Genomic DNA, 18,075 nt, shown 5'->3' on the forward strand with positions numbered 1-18,075 from the left:
GGTTCAAGGCGGCCGGCGAATAGTGTAGCGCCCAAAGCGATCCCGCTACCCTCGCACACCGGAATTGCCCATGCCTGCCTATCGTTCGCGCACCACCACTCACGGCCGCAACATGGCGGGCGCCCGCGGCCTGTGGCGGGCAACCGGCATGACGGACGAGGATTTCGGCAAGCCGATCATCGCCGTGGTCAACAGCTTCACACAGTTCGTGCCCGGCCATGTCCACCTGAAGGACCTGGGCCAGCTGGTCGCGCGGGAGATCGAGGCGGCGGGTGGCGTGGCCAAGGAATTCAACACCATCGCGGTGGATGACGGCATCGCCATGGGGCATGATGGCATGCTCTACAGCCTGCCCAGCCGCGAGATCATCGCCGACAGCGTGGAATACATGGTCAACGCCCATTGCGCCGACGCGATGGTGTGCATTTCCAACTGCGACAAGATCACCCCCGGCATGCTGATGGCGGCCCTGCGCATCAACATTCCGGTCGTGTTCGTCAGCGGCGGCCCGATGGAAGCCGGCAAGGTGGTGCTGGACGGCAAGCTGGTCGCGCTGGATCTGGTCGACGCGATGGTCGCCGCCGCCGATGACAGCCTGAGCGATGACGAGGTGCTGGCGATCGAGCGCGCCGCGTGCCCGACCTGCGGATCGTGCAGCGGCATGTTCACCGCCAATTCGATGAACTGCCTGACGGAGGCACTGGGTCTCTCGCTGCCGGGCAACGGCTCCACCCTGGCGACCCATGCAGACCGCAAGCAGCTGTTCGAGCGCGCTGGTCGCCTGATCGTGACACTGGCGCGGCGCTATTATGAGGAGGAGGACGAGAGCGTCCTGCCCCGCACTATCGCCAGCTTCCCCGCGTTCGAGAACGCGATCAGCCTGGACATTGCCATGGGCGGGTCCACCAACACCGTGCTCCATTTGCTGGCCGCCGCGCACGAGGCCGGCGTGGATTTCACCATGCGCGACATCGACCGGCTCAGCCGCCAGGTGCCGTGCCTCAGCAAGGTGGCCCCGGCCAAGAACGACGTGCACATGGAAGATGTCCATCGCGCAGGCGGCATCATGGCCATCCTGGGCGAGCTGGAGAAGGCCGGCCTCCTCAACACCGCGCTGCCGACGGTGCACAGCCCGACCATGGCTGACGCGCTGGACGACTGGGATATCGGCCGCACCCGCAACAACCGGGTGCATGAATTCTATGCCGCGGCACCTGGCGGCGTGCCTACGCAGGTGGCCTTCAGCCAGAGCCGCCGGTGGGAAAGCCTGGACCTGGATCGCAGCGAGGGCGTGATCCGCGATGCCGAGCATGCCTTCAGCCAGGATGGCGGGCTGGCCGTGCTGTATGGCAACATGGCGCTGGATGGCTGCATCGTGAAGACCGCCGGCGTGGATGACAGCATCCTGACCTTCACCGGCCCGGCGCGGGTGTTCGAATCCCAGGACGCGGCCGTCACTGCGATCCTGACAGAGCAGATCGTCGCGGGTGACGTGCTGGTGATCCGCTATGAAGGCCCGCGGGGCGGGCCGGGGATGCAGGAAATGCTCTATCCCACCAGCTACCTGAAGTCGAAGGGGCTGGGTGCCGCCTGCGCGCTGATCACCGACGGGCGCTTCTCCGGCGGGACCAGCGGGCTGAGCATCGGCCATGTCAGCCCCGAAGCTGCCGAGGGTGGTACCATCGCACTGGTGGAGGAAGGCGACACGGTCGCGATCGACATTCCGAACCGGACGATCAACCTGCTGGTGACCGACGAGGAGCTGGCCCATCGTCGCGCCGCGATGGAGGCGAAGGGTGACGCTGCTTGGGCACCCGCGCAGGTGCGTCCGCGCAAGGTCTCGCTCGCGCTGCAGGCCTACGCCGCGATGACCACCAGCGCCGCGCGCGGTGCGGTGCGCGACCTGTCGCAACTGAAGCGGGGTCGCTGATCCTGTTCGACCAGGTCCTGACCGCCGCGCAGATGCGCGCGGCGGAAGACGTGCTGATCGCCGCCGGCACTTCGGTGTCTGCGCTGATGGAGCATGCCGGCAGGGGCGCTGCCGAGTGGGTGTGGCGCGTCGCCGCCGGGCGCACGGTAACGGTGTTGTGCGGGCCGGGCAACAATGGCGGGGATGGCTATGTCATCGCGCGTGTGCTGGCGGAACGTGGCCTGCCGGTGCAGGTGGTCGCGCCGCTGCCACCCGCGACCGAAGCTGCGCAGCAGGCGTGCCGCCGCTGGGGCGGGGTGCCGGTGGCCGATGCGGCCGGCGCCGTGCTGGTGGACTGCCTGTTCGGTACCGGCTTGACGCGGGCCCTCTCGCCGGAGCTTTCACAGATGCTGCAGCGCCTGGCAGCTGCGCATCCGTTCCGCATCGCCATCGATCTCCCGAGCGGGATCGACAGTGATACGGGGCAGGCGCTGGGTGACGGAATGCCCGATTACCAGCTGACGGTGGCGCTTGGCGGATGGAAGCGGGCGCACTGGCTGATGCCGGCAGGCGCGTCGATGGGCGAACGGCGGCTGGTGGAAATCGGCATCGACGCCGTGAGCGGGGCGGGGCGGTTGGCCCGCCGACCGGAGCTGACCGCGCCTCGGCCCGATGCTCACAAATACAGCCGCGGTTTGCTGGCAGTGGTTGGTGGCGCGATGCCGGGCGCCAGCCTGCTGGCTGCGCGCGCGGCCATGCGCGGCGGGGCCGGCTATGTACGGCTGCTCGCGGCGGAGCGGCCAGAGGGCGTGCCGGACGATCTGGTGGTGCTGACGGGGCCGGCGGCGGACGCGCTGGCAGACGAGCGGATCGCGGCGGTGCTCGCGGGGTCGGGCCTGGAGCGTGGGACGGATGCCGCCGAACGGCTGCGCACGGCGCTTGCCTCGGATCATCCGCTGGTGCTGGACGCCGATGCGCTGCACCTGCTGACCCCGGCGGCGTTGCAGGGCCGTGATGCGCCGCTGGCGCTAACGCCGCACGCCGGCGAAATGGCCGCCTTGTGCCGGGCGTTCGCCGTGGTGGCTGAAGGCAAGATCGCGCAGGCGCAGGGCCTGGCTGCGGCAGCGAATGCCGTGGTGATTGCCAAGGGCGCCGATACGATCATTGCCGGGCCGGCAGGCGAACTGGTGTTCACGAAGCCTGCGACCAGCTGGCTGTCGGTCGCTGGAACCGGCGACGTGCTGGCAGGTCTGGTCGCCAGCCGCCTAGCGAACGGTTCGGCACCGCTCGCAGCGGCAGAGGAGGGCCTCTGGCTCCATGCCACGGCGGCGCGTCTGGCCGGGTCGGCCTTGCTGCCGGATACTTTGATCGCGGCTCTGCCCGCAGCGTGGGAGCAGGCCGCATGACCGAGACAATCCTCCGGGTGGCCGCAAAGGGCGATGGCGTCACCACCACCGGCCGTCACCTGCCGCTGACCGCGCCCGGCGACACCGTCCTGCCCGATGGTACCGTGCGGCCGGGGCCGCACCGCGCCATTCCGCCCTGCCGCCATTTCGGCCGGTGCGGCGGGTGTCAGCTGCAGCATCTGGACGAGACGGCACTGGCCGGCTTCGTGCACGACCGCGTCACCCTGCCGGCGGAGGCGCTGGCGCCGGAGGTGGTCTCGCCACCGCATCTCAGCCCGCCGCTCACCCGCCGCCGCGCCACGCTGCATGCCAGCGGCGGTTCGGTCGGCTTCCGGGAAGCGGCCTCCCACCGCATCATCGACATGCGGGAATGCCATGTGCTGGCGCCGGAGCTGTTCGCGGCCGTGGCACCGTTGCGCCGGATGCTGGGCAAGCGTGGCGGCAAGCACATGGCGGACATCACCCTGACGCTGACGGACCAGGGCCTGGACTGCACGATCAAGGGCTTGACCATCGAAGGGCTGGACCAGACAGAGACGCTGATCGCCTTTGCGGAGGAGCTTGGCCTTGCACGGCTGGTGCTGGATCAGGGCTATGGCTCGGAGACGTTCCGAGAGCCGCAGCCTGTCACCGTCACACTGGGCGGCACGCCGGTGCACTACCCGGCGGGCGGGTTCCTGCAGGCGACGCCCGATGGCGAAGCGGCGCTGGTGACTGCGGCACGCGCTTGGCTGGCGGGTGCAGGGCAGGTGGCCGACCTGTTCGCCGGCCTAGGCACCTTCGCGCTGGCGCTGGCGGCTGATGGCGCGCGGGTCACGGCGGTCGAGGCGGCGCGAGATGCGCATCTGGCCTGCCGCGCCGCCGCCAACCGCCATGGCCTGCTGGTCGAGGCGCTGCATCGTGACCTGTTCCGCAGCCCGTTGCGGCCCGAAGAACTCGCGCGGTTCGACGCCGTCCTGCTCGATCCGCCGCGCGCCGGCGCCAGAGAGCAGGTCATGCAACTGGCGGAAAGCGGCGTGGCGCGGATCGTCTATGTCAGCTGCAACCCGGCCAGCTGGGCCAAGGATGCCGCGCTGCTGGTGGCGAGCGGATACCGGCTGGCGGAGCTGCGCCCGGTGGGCCAGTTCCGCTGGTCGACGCATGTGGAACTGGCCAGCCTGTTCGTGCGGTAAACCGGCTGCGATACCGGGCGATCAGTCCTCGGTGCCGTGGCCCAGCGCCATGTAGCTGTCGCTCTGCATCTCTTCCAAGCGACTGATCGTGCGCTCGAACTCGAAACTGCCGCCATCGGCCTTGGCCGGCTGGCGGTACAGCTCCGCCGGCGGCACGGCGGCGGCGGCGAACAGCTTGACGCGATGTTCGTACAGCGCATCGATCAGCGTGACGAAGCGCGCCGCCTCGTTGCGGGTCTCCGGCCCCAGCTGCGGAATGCCGGCGATGATCACGGTGTGGAACTCGCGCGCGACCGCGAGGTAGTCGGCCGCGCCACGCGGTTCCACGCACAGCCGCTTGAACGAGAACACACCTACGCCCTTCAGCGACTTGGGTACGTGCAGGGTGCGTCCGCCGTTCACCTCCAGCTCGCAGGAGGGAACATGCTCGGCATCTTCCGGCGGGTAGTCGGTCATGCGGAAGAAGGCCTGGCGCAGCCGCTCCGTCGTCGCATCGCCCAGGGGCCACAGCCAGCGGTCCAGCCCGCCGACCCGGTCCAGCCGGTAATCGGTCGGGCCGTTCAGTGTCAGCACGTCCAGCTCCTGCTCGATCAGGGCGATGAACGGCAGGAAGTGCTCGCGATTGAGCCCGTCCTTGTACAGGTCGGCCGGCGCACGGTTGCTGGTGGTGACGATCGTCACCCCTTCATCCACGATCAGCGCGCGGAACAGCCGGCTCATGATCATGGCGTCGGCCGAATTGTTTACTACCATCTCGTCGAAGGCGAGCACGCGCAGATCCTGCGCGATGGCGGCGGCGACGGGCGGAATGGGGTCCCCCGTCTCTGACCGGCGCGCTTCGCGCAGGCGGCCGTGCACCTCCTGCATGAAGGCGTGGAAGTGGACACGGCGCTTTTCGGTAATGGCCAGAGTGGTGTGGAACAGGTCCATCAGCATGGACTTTCCGCGGCCGACGCCGCCCCACATGTACACGCCGCGTGCCCGGGCGCGCCGCCCGCCGAGCAGGCGACGGAGCCAGCCGCTCTCGGTCTCCTCCCGCACCAGCTCGCACTGCAGCGCATCCAGCTTCCCGGCCGCGGCGGCCTGCTCCGCATCTTCGCGCAGCTCGCCCCGCTGAATCAGGGCGCGATATTCTTCGAGTACTCCGGCCAAGATCGTGCGCGCAGCCTCAGGCGGCGCGTTCCACCAGCATCTTCTTGGTCTCGGCGATCGCCTTCGCCGGGTTCAGCCCCTTGGGACAGACATTGGCGCAGTTCATGATCGTGTGGCAGCGATACAGGCGGAACGGATCCTCCAGCTGGTCCAGCCGCTCGCCCGCCATCTCGTCGCGGCTGTCGGCCAGCCAGCGATAAGCCTGCAGCAGGATCGCCGGGCCGAGAAACTTGTCCGAATTCCACCAGTAGCTGGGGCACGCAGTGGAGCAGCAGGCGCACAGGATGCACTCGTACAGGCCATCCAGCTTCTCGCGCTGCTCCGGCGTCTGCAGCCGTTCCTTGCCGCTGGGTGTGGTGGTCGCGGTCTGCAGCCACGGCCGGATGGAGGCGTACTGAGCGTAAAAATGGCTGAAATCAGGCACCAGGTCCTTGATCACGTCCATGTGCGGCAGCGGGGTAATACGGATCTCGCCCTTCAGATCCTCGATCGAGGTGGTGCAGGCGAGGCCGTTCTTGCCGTTCATGTTCATGGAGCACGACCCGCAGATGCCTTCGCGGCAGGAGCGGCGGAACGTCAGCGTGGGATCGATCTCGTTCTTGATCTTGACCAGCGCGTCCAGCACCATTGGCCCGCACTGGTCCAGGTCCAGCTCGAACGTGTCGTAACGGGGGTTCTGCCCGCTATCCGGATCCCAGCGATATATGCGGAATTTCTGCACGCGGCTGGCGCCTTGCACGGTGTGCGCCTTCCCCTTGGGCGTGATCTTGCTGTTCTTGGGGAGGGTGAAGGTTGCCATGGCGGTGCGCGCGCGTCCCTGATTGTATTTCCGAGGAAAGTATTGCCGCCTATCTAGCCCGTTTGCCCGTCAGGGCAAGGAGGCAGTGGCGCTTTTACCGCCTGCACGGCACTCTTGCCGATGGGGCGGCCGCAAGGCAGTGCACGCCCGCATGAAGCTGACCATCTACGATCTCGACGGCACGCTGCTGGCGCGCGCGACCTTCACGCCGTTCCTGCTGTTCGCGGCGGCGCAGCTGGCACCGTGGCGGCTAGTGTTCGCGCCTGTCTGGCTGCTGCTGATGGCGGCGTACAAGGCCGGTCTGGTCAGGCGAACCGCGCTGAAACATGCGGGCATGCGGCTGCTCGTCGGGCGGCCCGCGCCGGCGCGGCTGGACCAGGTTGCCGCCGCCTTCGCCGTCATCCGGATCGCGGACCTGGCGCCAGGTGCCCGCGCGGCCCTGGACCGCGACCGGCAGGAGGGACGCACGGTGGTGATCGCCACCGCAGCCTACGCCTTCTATGCCCGGCACATCGCGGCCGGGCTGCGCATAGAGCATCTTGTCGCCAGCGAGTGGCAGGGGCAGGGCAGCGACCAGCCCAATTGCTACGGGCCGGAAAAGCTGGCGCGGGTGGAGGAATGGCTGACAGCGCAGGGTTACGCCGGGGCGCATATTCGCTTCTACAGCGACAGCTTCGCCGATGGCCCGCTGCTGGACCGGGCGGACGAGGCGGTCTTCGTCACCCGCAACCCGCGCAAGGCCGCCCAGGCGCGGGCACGCGGCTGGCAGGTGGTGGATTTCAGCCGCTGAACGGCGGACCGGCGGCCGCCAGGATGTGTTCGATATGCCGGTCCCAGCGGAAGGTGGCGCGGGCATGGGCCTGTGCCGCCTGCGCCATCTGCCGACGGCGTTGCGCATCGACCAGGAGGCTCCGGATCGCGGCCTCGAGTGCCTTCAGATCATTGCCATCGATTGCCAGCCCGGTGACGCCTTCCTCGATCAGCTCGATCGCGCCCCCTTCGGCGCCGACGACGACGGCGCAGCCTGCGGCCATGGCATCGGCGATGGCGATGCCGAACCCTTCGAAATCGCGTCCGCCATCAGCCGCCACCTGCGGGTGCAGGAAGATGTCGGCCGCGGCGTAAAGCCGCGCGGTCTCATCCGCCGGGATGAAGCCGGCGACCTCCACCCGGTCGGCCAGACCCAGCCGGGCGACCAGCGCGCGCACCTCGTCCAGCGCCGGACCGCGCCCGCCGACCACGTAGCGGAACGCCAGTCCCTGATCGCGCAGGCCGGCCAGCGCCGTCACGCAGGCGGCGATGTTCTTGCGCGGCTCAAGCCGGCACAGGGAGAAGACCAGCGGCAGATCGTTCGGCTCCGTCGGTGCTGGCAGCGGCTCATCCTCGCCCAGGCCGTTCCATGCCACGGTAATCGGCGGACAGGCTGCTCCCAACCGTTCCCGCAGCTTTCCGGCGCTGTACGCACTGACCGCGCAGACCATGCGCGCATGCCGCGCGATGCGCCGCATCAACGCGAGCCGCAGGGTGCCGCCATACATGAACTCGCGTCCATGAAAGGTGGTGGCATAGGGCAGGTCCAGCAGCATCGGCAGCAACGAGGTGCGCCAGGTGGTTCCATGCACCAGATGCGGCGCGCCCTCCTCCCCCGCCTGCCGGCGCATCGCGCGCGCGAGGCGCCATGGCAGCAGGGCGGATCGGTGCGCGCCCACATCGACCAGCAGCACCGCGCCATGCTGTCCCTGCCGTTGGCCGAGCTTCGTCTGGGTGAACACGGTTACCTTCGCGCCTGCTGCGGCATAGGCGTGGGCGACGCCTTCGGCATAGGTCTGCATGCCGCCTTCCTCCGCCGCATAGCCCTTGGCCATGACCCAGATGCGGCGGCCGGCCAGATCAGTCACAGGCGCTCTCCCCTGCCATGAAGCGGGTGATCGCCTCCGCGGATCGCTGCGCGGAGGGGCGATCGGTCACGCTGAACGTATCCGCCAGCAGGGCCTGCTGCACCGGGAGGTAGTCCGCGTGCGTTGCCATCGCCTGCTCGACCGCCGCGATGATGTCGGTACCCGGCCCGACCACCGGGCCGGCCTGCCAGTGGGTGTAATTGGGGTTGCCCTGCCAGTCCGCGCCGTGCGCATCCAGCGCAACGCAGGGGCGCGGGCGGAGCAGGTATTCGTAGATCTGGCTGCTGACGTCACCGATGTAGAGGTCAGCGCGGTTGGTGTAGCTCATGTCGCTGCTGGCCGGGCTACCCGGGTCCATCAGGATGTTTGACGCGTGCATGATGCGCGGCTGCCGCACGCGACGGAGCGCAGGCGGGCTGATCGTCACGGTCCAGTGCCGCTGGAACAGCATGACATGCGGGGCGAAGATCAGGTTGAAACGGTCGCTGGCAGCAAAGGCATCCAGCACCTGTTGCCCCATGCCATACCAGCTCGACAGACCCGGTGAGGGGTGCGGTGAATACAGGACGACGGGGCGCGAAGGGTCAGGGAAGGGAAGTGCCACGGGCGACGCATCGGCAAACAGGTCGAACTTGGGATATCCAACCATGCGGATGCGCGCGGGATCGACGCCTGCTTCCGCCACCAGGCGGCGCGCGATCTTGGGGCCGGAAACCAGCACCAGATCGAACAGGGCGCTTTCCCGGCCAAAGCCGATCGCCCGGTCGCCGGCGCCGTGCCGGGTGTGGATGATCTTCAGCTTGTCCAGCCCGTAGCGGGTCTTCAGCAGCAGGGTGGTCTTCTCGGACACGACCAGCGCATCGAACTGGCGGAAGAACGCGACGTTCTCCCGATAGAGCAGGATCTTGTGTGCAGGGAGCACCCGGTCCAGCGTGCGGGCCAGCATCCGCGTGACCGGGCTGGCGAGCGTCAGTTGCACCAGCCGGCACGCCGCCAGCCGGTCCCCGGCCAGGCGGCGGACATGCGCCGCCAGCGCATCGCTCGCCACGGCCAGCGTGACCTCCGCCCCGCCGCCTTCCGCCAGCGTCAGTGCGATCGGCAGGCTGTGCGCAACCTGGTGGAGTTGGTCGTGATTGAACAGGAAGCAGATGCGGCTCATGACCGGGGCCCGCTAGCGCAAGGGTGCCGCCCGGGCCAACTTGTATCTTGCGCCAAGCTGGTCCAAGGCTTCTGCCATGCAGACCCCCGCCGCCCCGCTGCCGCGCAAGGGCCTGTCCAACATCCTCGGCAATCTCGGCTGGATCCTGGGTGGAAAAGGCTTCGGCGCCGTGTGCAGCCTGGCGTACCTCGCCGTGCTGTCCCAGTCGCTGGGCGTGCGCGGCTTCGGCCATTTCGCGCTGATCTTCGGCACCGGGCAGGCGCTGGTTGCGATCGTGGGCTTCCAGACCTGGAAGACACTGGTCCGTTTCGGGGCGGAGGCGGTGCACCGCCAGGACTGGGCTAGGTTCGGGCGGCTGGTGTGGCTATGCGGTACGATCGATGCGATCGGTGCGACGCTGGGTTGCGTGCTTGCCGGCGTGATCTATTACGGCTTTGCCGACCTGCTGGACCTCAATCCGGACTTCGTCGACATCGCGTTCCTGTTCAGTTGCGTGCTGCTGTGGGCGCGGCAGACGACACCCAACGGCATTGTTCGCGTGCTCGACCGGTTCGATATGGCGACCTATGTCGAGGCGCTGGTGCCGGTCGGCCGGCTGGTCGCTGCACTCGCGATCATGGTGACGGCGCCAGCGGTGCGCAATTACCTGATCGCCTGGGCCTTGATCGACCTGCTCAACGCGCTGGTATACTGGGTCGCCTCCGCCCGGATTGCCCCGTATGCCCTGCGTCGGCGGAATTTCGGCCCTTTCTCGCTGACGCTGCGCGAACATCCGGGTGTGATAGGCTTCTTCGGCATCACCTATGCCGGCTCCTTCCTGGATGCGCTGTTCAAGCAGGGACCGCTGCTGGCGGTCGGGCACTTCCTGGGGCCGAGCGCAGCCGGCATCTACCGGCTGGCAGACCAGCTGGCGCAAGGCTTCAGCAAGATTTCGCAACTGCTCAGCCGCGCAGTGTACCCGGAATTTGCACGAGCCCGGCTCGCCAACGGCATTGCAGGCTTCCGCCGGCTGGTGCTGCAGGTGACGGCGATCGCCGGTGGGGCTGGGCTCATCGTGACCGTCCTGGCCCTGCTGGTTGGTGCGGACCTGCTGGCGCTGGTCGGCGGGGCGGAGTTCGCGCGTGGCGGCGTCGTCCTGATCCCGCTGATCGTCGGTGCCGCCTTCGACCTGGCCGGCGCCACCTACGAGCCTATCCTGCATTCGCTGGGTCATGCTTTCCTGCCGCTGCTCGCCCGCGCGCTGGCCGGACTGGCGCTGGTGGCGGCGGTGCTGCAGCTGGCCGGAATGGGGGCGGTGGGGATCGGCTGGGCCGTGGCACTCGGCTTCGCGATCGCGTACCTTCTGCTCAGCCTGCTGGTCTTCGTCGTCCTGCGCCGTGCGAGCGCCGCGGCATGAGCGTGACTGCGCTGGTCCTTGCCGGATCGCGGCCCGGCGGCGATCCCTTCGCCGAAGGGCTGGGCGTGGCGCACAAGGCGCTGATCGAGGTGGGTGGCGCGCCGATGCTGGCGCGCGTGATCGGCGCCCTGCAGGCGGCAGGCTGCCCGCGCATCCTCGTCAGCTGCGCGCCCGGACCGGTGGCGCAGCTTGCCGGGCAGCTTGGGGCGGAGGTGATCGCACCTGCGCCCGGCCCCAGCGGCAGCGTGCTGGCCGCGCTGGACGTTGCGGGTACGCCGCTGCTGGTCACCACCGCCGACCATGCCTTGCTGCGCCCGGCATGGGTGCGGGAACTGATCGAAGGGGCGCCGCAGGGCAGCGACGTCGCGATCATGCTGGCGGAGCGGCACGCGATCGAGGCCGCGCTGCCGGGCAGTCGCCGCACCTATCTGCGTTTTGCCGATGGTCACTGGTCCGGCTGCAACCTGTTCCTGCTGCGCGGACCATCCGCGCGCGCCGCCGTCACCGAATGGACACGGGTGGAGGCGGACCGCAAGCGGCCGTGGCGGATCGTCGCCCGGCTCGGCCCCGGTCTGCTGCTGCGCTACCTGTCCGGGCGGTTGACCCTGGCGGACGCGTTGCGCCGGCTGGGCGGGCGCATCGGCTGCCGTATCGCGCTGGTTCCGGCGGCGGACGGGCTGGCGGCGGTGGACGTGGACAAACCGGCTGATCTGGCGGACGTGCAGCGCCTGCTGGGCCGGTAAATGCACGACCTGCCGATCCATGCCGTGCTGCCGGACGTGCTGGCGGTGTTGCGCGAACGGTCCTCCGCCGTGCTGATCGCGCCGCCGGGTGCAGGCAAGACCACGGCTGTTGCCCCCGCGCTGCTGGATCAGCCGTGGTGCAGCGGCACGATCATCCTGCTGAGTCCCCGCCGCGTGGCCGCACGCGCCGCGGCGGAGCGGATCGCGCAGAGCCTCGGCGAGCCGGTGGGTCAGAGCGTCGGTTATCTCACCCGGCTGGACAGCCGCCAGTCCGCTGCCACGCGGATCCTGGTCGTGACGGAAGCGATCTTCGTGAACCGCCTGCTGGCCGACCAGGAGCTGGACGGCGTCAGCGCGGTGCTGTTCGACGAGGCGCATGAGCGGCACCTCGACAGCGATCTGGGCCTGGCACTCGCGCTGGAAAGCCAGGCCGTGCTGCGCCCGGACCTGCGCCTGCTGGTGATGAGCGCCACGATCGACGGTGCCCGCTTCGCCCGGCTGCTGGGTGCAGGCGCGCCGGTGATCGAGAGCGAGGGGCGGGCGCATCTCCTGCGTATCGAGTGGCTGGGTGCCCGCGCCGAGTTGCGCCCCGACGAGGCGATGACGGGCGCGATCCTGACCGCGTGGCGGGCGGAGGAGGGCGACCTGCTCGCTTTCCTGCCCGGCGTGGGCGAGATCGAGCGCGTGCGCGAACGGCTGGAGGAGCGCCTGCCCGGTGTGCCGGTGCTGCCGCTGCACGGCCAACTGGAACCCGCCTTGCAGAGCGCCGCCTTGCGCCGTGATCCGGACGGGCGACGCCGCATAGTCCTGGCCACCACCATCGCCGAGACATCGCTGACGCTGGATGGCGTGGCCGTCGTAGTCGATAGCGGCCTGTCGCGCCGGGCGGAGTTCGACCGGGCGGCAGGTGTCACGCATCTGGTCACCACCCGCGCCAGCCAGGCCGCCGCCGCCCAGCGTGCCGGACGTGCGGCGCGGCAGGGACCGGGCGTTGCCTATCGCCTGTGGGAGCAGGCTGGCCATGCCGGGCGGGCGCCGTTCGATCCGCCCGAGATGCTGGTGGCCGATCTGGCGCCGCTTGTGCTGGCGCTGGCGCGCTGGGGCACGGGCGATCCGGCGAGCCTGCCCTGGCTCGACCCGCCGCCGGCCGCGTCGTTGCAGGCCGCGCAGGCGCGCCTGCACGCGATGGATGCGCTGGACGCGGCGGGGCAGCTTACCGCCTTTGGCCGGCGGGTCGCCACCCTGCCGATGGCCCCCTGGCAGGCGGCGATGGTCCTGCACGGTGCGCGGCGCGGCCAGGCGGAGGACGCCGCTCGGCTGGCACTGCTGCTGCAGGAGCGGGGCCTTGGTGGACGGGGAGAGGATCTGGCGCAGCGCCTGTCGCGCTTCGCCACGGAACGCGGCGGCAAGGCAGAGGCCAGCCGCAAGCTGGCCGGGCGCTGGGCCGCCATGGCGCGCAAGCTTCAGGCCGAGACGCAAGCGGGCAATTACCCGCCGGGCATCCTGCTGGCGCTGGCGCAGCCCGACAACCTGGCCCGACGGCGTGATCCGTCCGGCGAGAACTGGCTGGCGGCGGGTGGGCGCGGCTTCGTGCTCGATCCGATATCGCCGCTGGCCCGCAGCGAGTGGCTGGCGATCGGCGACGCAACCGGTCTGGCGAAGGGTGCGCGCATCACCGCCGCCCTGCCGCTGGAAACAGCGGAGGTGGAGCAATGGCTGGCCGACCGCATCGAGCGGCGGCAGGTGCTGCACTGGACGGGTGAGCGGGTCGAGGCACGGCTGCAGCGGCGGATCGGGGCGGTCACGCTCGCCACCGGGCCTGATCCGCAGCCTGACCCCGCCGCGATTCATGCGCTGTTGCTGGACAAGGCTGTGGAAAAGCTTGTGGAAATGCTGCCGAGAACCCTGTTGGCGCGGGGTGGATATGCCGGGCTGGAGGCACTTCGGCCCGATGCTCTGCGCGCGGGCGCGGCGGCATGGCTCGCCCCGCTGCTGCAGGGCCGGCGTGACCTGGACGTGGCGCCGGGCCGGATGGCGGAAGCGCTGCTGAACAGCCTGTCATGGGACGATCGCCAGCGGCTCGATCGGGTCGCCCCGCGCGAGTGGGTCAGCCCTGTCGGCTCGCATCACGCCATCGATTATGCCGGGGATGACGCCCCCAGCGTGGAGGTGCGGGTGCAGGCCTGTTTCGGACTGGAACGTCATCCGCTGATCGGCACAACGCCGCTGCTGCTGAAGCTGACCAGCCCTGCAGGCCGACCCATCCAGGCCACGCGCGACCTGCCCGGCTTCTGGCGCGGAAGCTGGGCCGACGTGGTCAAGGACATGAAGGGCCGCTACCCGCGCCATCGCTGGCCGGTGGAACCATGGGCGGAAAAGCCGAGTCTGAGGACACGGAACGCCTTCGAACGGTCTTGATCGGAATCACTTTTCAGGGAATGGCAGCACCATGCAGGCCCGTATCTACGAAAAACCCAAGAGCGCGATGCAGAGCGGCAAGGCCCACACCGACAATTGGGTGCTGGATTTTGTCCCCGCCGAAGCGAAGAAGCCGGACCCGCTGATGGGGTGGGCCGGCAGCGGCGACACGCAGCAGCAGGTCAGCCTGAAGTTCGAATCGTGCGAGGCGGCCATCGCCTACGCCGAGAAGTACGGGATCGAGGCCAGCGTGCATCACACCCCGCCCAAGCGGCTGAAGCTCCAGGCTTACGCCGATAATTTTCGGTGAAGGTTCGGCCGGCGTTACTTGCGCTGGCTGAAACCATCGCGATCGTCGGCGCCGGCGTCGTGCTCGGCAAGTGTTGTCAGTATGTGAACGTGGCGTGGCTGGGATCGCGACTAGGCTTCGATGCGGCATCGATGATCGGACTGTTGCCGCTTGCTGGCATCTTGCTGATCGTGAATGCGCGATATCCACATGTTGGCAGATATTTGATGCAACCGGGAAGATCCCCGGCACCGTAGGCGCCGGGGATCCTGCATCGATCAGGCGTTCGCGTTCGCGAAGTGCTCGCTGACCTTGGTCCAGTTCACCACCGGCCACCAGCCTTCCAGATAATCCGCGCGGCGGTTCTGGTAGGTCAGGTAGTAGGCGTGCTCCCAAACGTCATTGCCCAGGATCGGCGTGCCCTTGGTGCCCGCCACATCCATCAGCGGATTGTCCTGGTTCGGGGTCGAGGTGATCGCCAGCTTGCCGTCGGCACCCACGATCAGCCACACCCAGCCGGAGCCGAACTGCTTCGTGCCGGCTTCCTTGAACTTGGCCTTCATCTCGTCCAGCGAGCCGAAGGCTTCGTTGATCGCAGAGGTCAGCTCGGCGCTGGGCTCACCGCCATCCGGACCCATGATCTCCCAGAAGAAGGAGTGGTTCCAATGACCGCCGCCATTGTTGCGCACCACGGGTGCCAGCGTGCCGGCAACCGCGACCAGCTCTTCCAGCGACTTGCCCTGCAGAGCGGGATCCGCCTCGACCGCGCCGTTCAGCGCCGTGACATAGGCCTGGTGGTGCTTGTCGTGGTGAAAGGTCATCGTTTCCTTATCGATGGCCGGCTGCAGCGCATCATAGGCGTACGGCAAGGGAGGCAGGGTGAAGGTGCTCATGGAATTGGTCTCCTGCTGAGTGTTCGCAACGAACGGGAAGGCGACTGCTGCCACCGTGGCCAGCGAACCGGCCAGCACGGTGCGGCGTTGAACCTTGACAGGCAAAGCTGCGTCTCCCGGGATATGACGGGTCTGACCCGCCGCCGCCGCCGTAACGCGGTTTCGTCAGGGATGAAACGCTGCAAGAGCACAGGGTTTCCACTTCTTTGCCGCCCGCCCCATCGCCAATCCTGCCGCACTGCAACATGCGCCCTTTCGCGCAACGGCTCGCTCCGCTACGCAGCCGCGCATGACGCGCCTGCTCCGCCTGCTCTTCTGGGCTGCGACCATCTTCGCCATCACCATGGCATTGTGGCCGCTGGCCACGCCGGTGCCGGTCGCTGGCCTCTCCGACAAGTGGCAACACATGATTGCCTTCCTTACGCTCACCATCCTGGCTGGGCTGGCCTACGCGGGAACCCGGCTGCGCACGATCGCGATGGCGATGATCCTGCTGGGCCTGGCGATCGAGGTTGCGCAATGGGGCCTGCCAATGCTGAACCGGCAGGGCAGCGGCCTGGACTGGCTGGCCGATGGTGCGGCGACATTCGTTGGCCTGGGGCTGCTGGCGGTGGTGCGCGCCACCGGCAAGGGCCGGATGCCGGAACCGCGCAGGCGATAAACCGCTATCGCACAATCGCGAACTGACAGGGGTTAATGTGGCAGAGCCGTTCGACGATGCACCGGTAGAACCGGGTGTGTGGCGCTTTGCCAAGGCCAGCCGTGTGCGGGTGGTCGTGGATGCGGCCGATTATTTCGATCTGATGCAGCGGGCCATGCTGAAGGCGCGTCGTCGGGTGCTCCTGATCGGCTGGGACTTCGACACGCGGATCCACCTGCTGCGCGGCCGGCGCTGGTATCAGAAGGGCATCAAGCGGCAATATCCCAGCCGGCTGGGTAGCTTCTTCGTCTGGTTGGTGCGGCACAATCCGGAGCTGGAGCTCAAGATCCTGAAATGGGGCTTCGGCGCGCTGAAGCTGGGTCTGCGCGGCACCATGCTGTTCGATCTGGCGCGCTGGTTCCCGCATCGGCGGATCGACTTCAAGTTCGACAACGCGCACCCGATCGGGTGTAGCCATCACCAGAAGATCGTCATCCTGGATGACACTGTGGCCGTCTGCGGCGGGATCGACATGACCGATCGCCGCTGGGACACACCCGAACATCGCGAACGGGACAAGCGCCGGCGGCGGCCCTGGGGTTCGCTGCATGGTCCATGGCATGACATCACCATGATCATGGAAGGGCCGATCGCCGGCACGCTGCAGGACTTGGCGCGTGACCGCTGGCGCCGGGCGGGCGGGGGCGAGCTGGAGCCGGTGGAGAACTGCGCCGAAAGTGCCTGGCCCGATCCGCTGGACGCGCATTTCACCGATGTCGAGGTCGGCATTGCCCGCACCCGCGCTGCGTACAAGGACGATGAAGGCATCAGCGAGATCGAAGAACTGATCCTCTCGCAGATCGCCGGCGCGCGCCACTTCATCTATGCGGAGAACCAGTACTTCGCCAGCCGGCGCATCGCGGAGGCGATCTGCCTGCGCATGGCGGAGCCGGATCCGCCCGAGATCGTGCTGGTCATGCCGGCGACTGCCGATGGCTGGGTCGAGGCGAAGGCGATGGACCCGGCGCGCGACCTGCTGTTCCGCGCGGTGAAGGAGGCGGACCACAAGAACCGCTTTCACCTGTTCATTCCCTATGCCGGCGAGACGTCGATCTACGTCCATGCCAAGCTGACGATCATCGATGACCAGATCATCCGCATCGGCTCCGCCAACTGGAACAACCGGTCCATGGGGCTGGACAGTGAATGCGACGTGTTCATCGACTGCACGCGACCGGGCAACGAAGGTTGCGGCGACACGATCCGCTCCGTCCGCCTGGGATTGCTGGGGGAGCATCTGGACCTGCAGCCGGACGAGGTTGCCCGCCTGCTGGAGGAAAGCGGGTCGATGGCGGACATGATCAGCGGGCTGGGTCCTGACCGGGTGCATACCCTGCGACCCTATCAGCGGCAGGATCTGAGCGAGCTGGAGATCGACCTGGCGACCCGTCAGATGCTCGACCCCGAAGAACCGGCCGAGATGTTTGCCATCACACCGCGCAGGCGTGGTCTTTTCCGTGCGGGCAGCCTATTGGCTGGGTCCATGAAGAGACTCCGCAGACGCAGGCGGGCATGAGCAGCCTGCTGGGATCAGACGACGAAGAACCACAGGGCAAGATCGTCGTGCCCGAAGACGTGCAGGATGCCGTCCGCACGCTGATCCGCTGGGCCGGCGACAATCCCGAACGCGAGGGCCTGCGCGACACGCCCCGCCGTGTTGCCCGTGCGTGGAAGGAATATTGCCAGGGCTATGGCGAGGATCCCGCCGTTCACCTGTCCCGGGTGTTCCGCGAAGTCGGCGGATATGACGAGATCGTCCTGCTGAAGGACATCCCGTTCCAGAGCCATTGCGAACATCACATGGCGCCGATCATCGGCAGGGCGGCGATCGCCTACCTGCCCACCGATCGGGTGGTCGGCATTTCCAAGCTGGCGCGTGTGCTGCACGCTTATGCCCGCCGCCTGCAGGTGCAGGAACGGCTGACGGCAGAAGTTGCACAATGCATCTGGGACCACCTGCAGCCCCAGGGCGTGGCGGTGGTGATCGAAGCCAGCCATGCCTGCATGACCGCGCGCGGCGTACGTACGCCGGGTGTTGCCATGATCACCAGCAAGGTTATGGGCACCTTCCGATCGGATCCAAAGAGCCGGCAGGAAGTGCTTGATCTGATGGGTTACTGATCGGCCCGCGAAACATGAAG

At 68.2% G+C, this 18,075-nt stretch carries 16 protein-coding genes; 11 read left to right on the plus strand and 5 right to left on the minus strand.

All coding sequences use genetic code 11. From position 1 onward, the window contains the following. Positions 1 to 70: 70 nt before the first annotated feature. From ilvD to PK98_RS04155, 3 genes are read left to right on the plus strand one after another with little or no spacing between them, the layout of a single operon-like run. Entirely contained in the window at positions 71 to 1,930 is a 1,860-nt protein-coding gene (gene ilvD / locus PK98_RS04145; RefSeq protein WP_039094503.1) for a dihydroxy-acid dehydratase, read from the plus strand. Positions 1,931 to 1,947: 17 nt separating this feature from the next. Continuing rightward, positions 1,948 to 3,315, plus strand: coding sequence for an NAD(P)H-hydrate dehydratase (locus PK98_RS04150; RefSeq protein WP_268745940.1), 1,368 nt, complete (start codon positions 1,948 to 1,950; stop codon positions 3,313 to 3,315). Beyond that, positions 3,312 to 4,487 carry a class I SAM-dependent RNA methyltransferase gene (locus tag PK98_RS04155; protein WP_039094505.1) on the plus strand — a complete coding sequence of 392 codons (1,176 nt, stop codon included), beginning with the start codon at positions 3,312 to 3,314 and terminating at the stop codon, positions 4,485 to 4,487. The genes PK98_RS04150 and PK98_RS04155 overlap by 4 nt, the downstream gene beginning before the upstream one ends. Positions 4,488 to 4,508: 21 nt before the next feature. Here the strand turns inward: PK98_RS04155 and zapE are convergent, their stop codons facing one another. After that, positions 4,509 to 5,639, minus strand: coding sequence for a cell division protein ZapE (zapE, locus tag PK98_RS04160; protein ID WP_039094507.1), 1,131 nt, complete (start codon positions 5,637 to 5,639; stop codon positions 4,509 to 4,511). A 16-nt stretch (positions 5,640 to 5,655) separates the two neighbouring features. Continuing rightward, on the minus strand, positions 5,656 to 6,438 hold the full coding sequence (locus PK98_RS04165) for a succinate dehydrogenase iron-sulfur subunit (protein ID WP_039094509.1): 783 nt from the start codon (positions 6,436 to 6,438) through the stop codon (positions 5,656 to 5,658). A 151-nt stretch (positions 6,439 to 6,589) separates the two neighbouring features. On the opposite strand from PK98_RS04165, the gene PK98_RS04170 reads away from it, so the two are divergent. Beyond that, a complete protein-coding gene (locus PK98_RS04170; RefSeq protein ID WP_039094511.1) occupies positions 6,590 to 7,228 on the plus strand; it encodes an HAD family hydrolase in 639 nt (212 codons plus the stop codon). On the opposite strand, the gene PK98_RS04175 is transcribed toward PK98_RS04170, so the two are convergent. Further along, positions 7,218 to 8,336, minus strand: a complete 1,119-nt coding sequence (locus PK98_RS04175) for a glycosyltransferase family 4 protein (RefSeq protein ID WP_052208012.1) — start codon at positions 8,334 to 8,336, stop codon at positions 7,218 to 7,220. The genes PK98_RS04170 and PK98_RS04175 overlap by 11 nt on opposite strands. Further along, a complete protein-coding gene (locus PK98_RS04180) occupies positions 8,329 to 9,495 on the minus strand; it encodes a hypothetical protein (protein WP_039094513.1) in 1,167 nt (388 codons plus the stop codon). Before PK98_RS04180 ends, PK98_RS04175 begins: the two co-directional genes overlap by 8 nt. A gap of 76 nt (positions 9,496 to 9,571) precedes the next feature. Here PK98_RS04180 and PK98_RS04185 point away from each other — a divergent pair, with 76 nt between their 5' ends. Genes PK98_RS04185 through PK98_RS04200 form a run of 4 tightly spaced genes read left to right on the plus strand, consistent with a single transcriptional unit; the run spans position 9,572 to position 14,362 of the window. Continuing rightward, the gene (locus tag PK98_RS04185; protein ID WP_039094514.1) at positions 9,572 to 10,891 is read left to right on the plus strand and encodes a lipopolysaccharide biosynthesis protein; all 1,320 of its coding nucleotides are present in this window, start codon (positions 9,572 to 9,574) and stop codon (positions 10,889 to 10,891) included. After that, positions 10,888 to 11,634: a molybdenum cofactor guanylyltransferase gene (gene mobA / locus PK98_RS04190; RefSeq protein ID WP_039094517.1), complete on the plus strand. Its 747-nt coding sequence runs from the start codon at positions 10,888 to 10,890 to the stop codon at positions 11,632 to 11,634. Before PK98_RS04185 ends, mobA begins: the two co-directional genes overlap by 4 nt. Continuing rightward, complete coding sequence (gene hrpB, locus PK98_RS04195) at positions 11,635 to 14,052, plus strand: ATP-dependent helicase HrpB (protein WP_039094520.1); 2,418 nt, start codon at positions 11,635 to 11,637, stop codon at positions 14,050 to 14,052. A gap of 31 nt (positions 14,053 to 14,083) precedes the next feature. Further along, a complete protein-coding gene (locus PK98_RS04200; RefSeq protein ID WP_039094521.1) occupies positions 14,084 to 14,362 on the plus strand; it encodes an ETC complex I subunit in 279 nt (92 codons plus the stop codon). A gap of 257 nt (positions 14,363 to 14,619) precedes the next feature. Here PK98_RS04200 and PK98_RS04205 read toward each other — a convergent pair whose 3' ends face one another. After that, complete coding sequence (locus tag PK98_RS04205) at positions 14,620 to 15,234, minus strand: superoxide dismutase (RefSeq protein ID WP_081996145.1); 615 nt, start codon at positions 15,232 to 15,234, stop codon at positions 14,620 to 14,622. A gap of 289 nt (positions 15,235 to 15,523) precedes the next feature. Between PK98_RS04205 and PK98_RS04210 the strand changes: the two genes are divergently transcribed. Genes PK98_RS04210 through folE form a run of 3 tightly spaced genes read left to right on the plus strand, consistent with a single transcriptional unit; the run spans position 15,524 to position 18,055 of the window. Beyond that, on the plus strand, positions 15,524 to 15,895 hold the full coding sequence (locus PK98_RS04210) for a VanZ family protein (protein ID WP_039094527.1): 372 nt from the start codon (positions 15,524 to 15,526) through the stop codon (positions 15,893 to 15,895). 37 nt (positions 15,896 to 15,932) lie between these two features. Further along, positions 15,933 to 17,450 carry a phospholipase D-like domain-containing protein gene (locus PK98_RS04215; protein ID WP_039094529.1) on the plus strand — a complete coding sequence of 506 codons (1,518 nt, stop codon included), beginning with the start codon at positions 15,933 to 15,935 and terminating at the stop codon, positions 17,448 to 17,450. Further along, positions 17,447 to 18,055, plus strand: a complete 609-nt coding sequence (gene folE / locus PK98_RS04220) for a GTP cyclohydrolase I FolE (RefSeq protein ID WP_039094531.1) — start codon at positions 17,447 to 17,449, stop codon at positions 18,053 to 18,055. Before PK98_RS04215 ends, folE begins: the two co-directional genes overlap by 4 nt. Positions 18,056 to 18,075: the final 20 nt, after the last annotated feature.

Origin of the sequence: Croceibacterium mercuriale (assembly GCF_000802385.1) — a bacterium.
GTDB lineage: Bacteria > Pseudomonadota > Alphaproteobacteria > Sphingomonadales > Sphingomonadaceae > Croceibacterium > Croceibacterium mercuriale.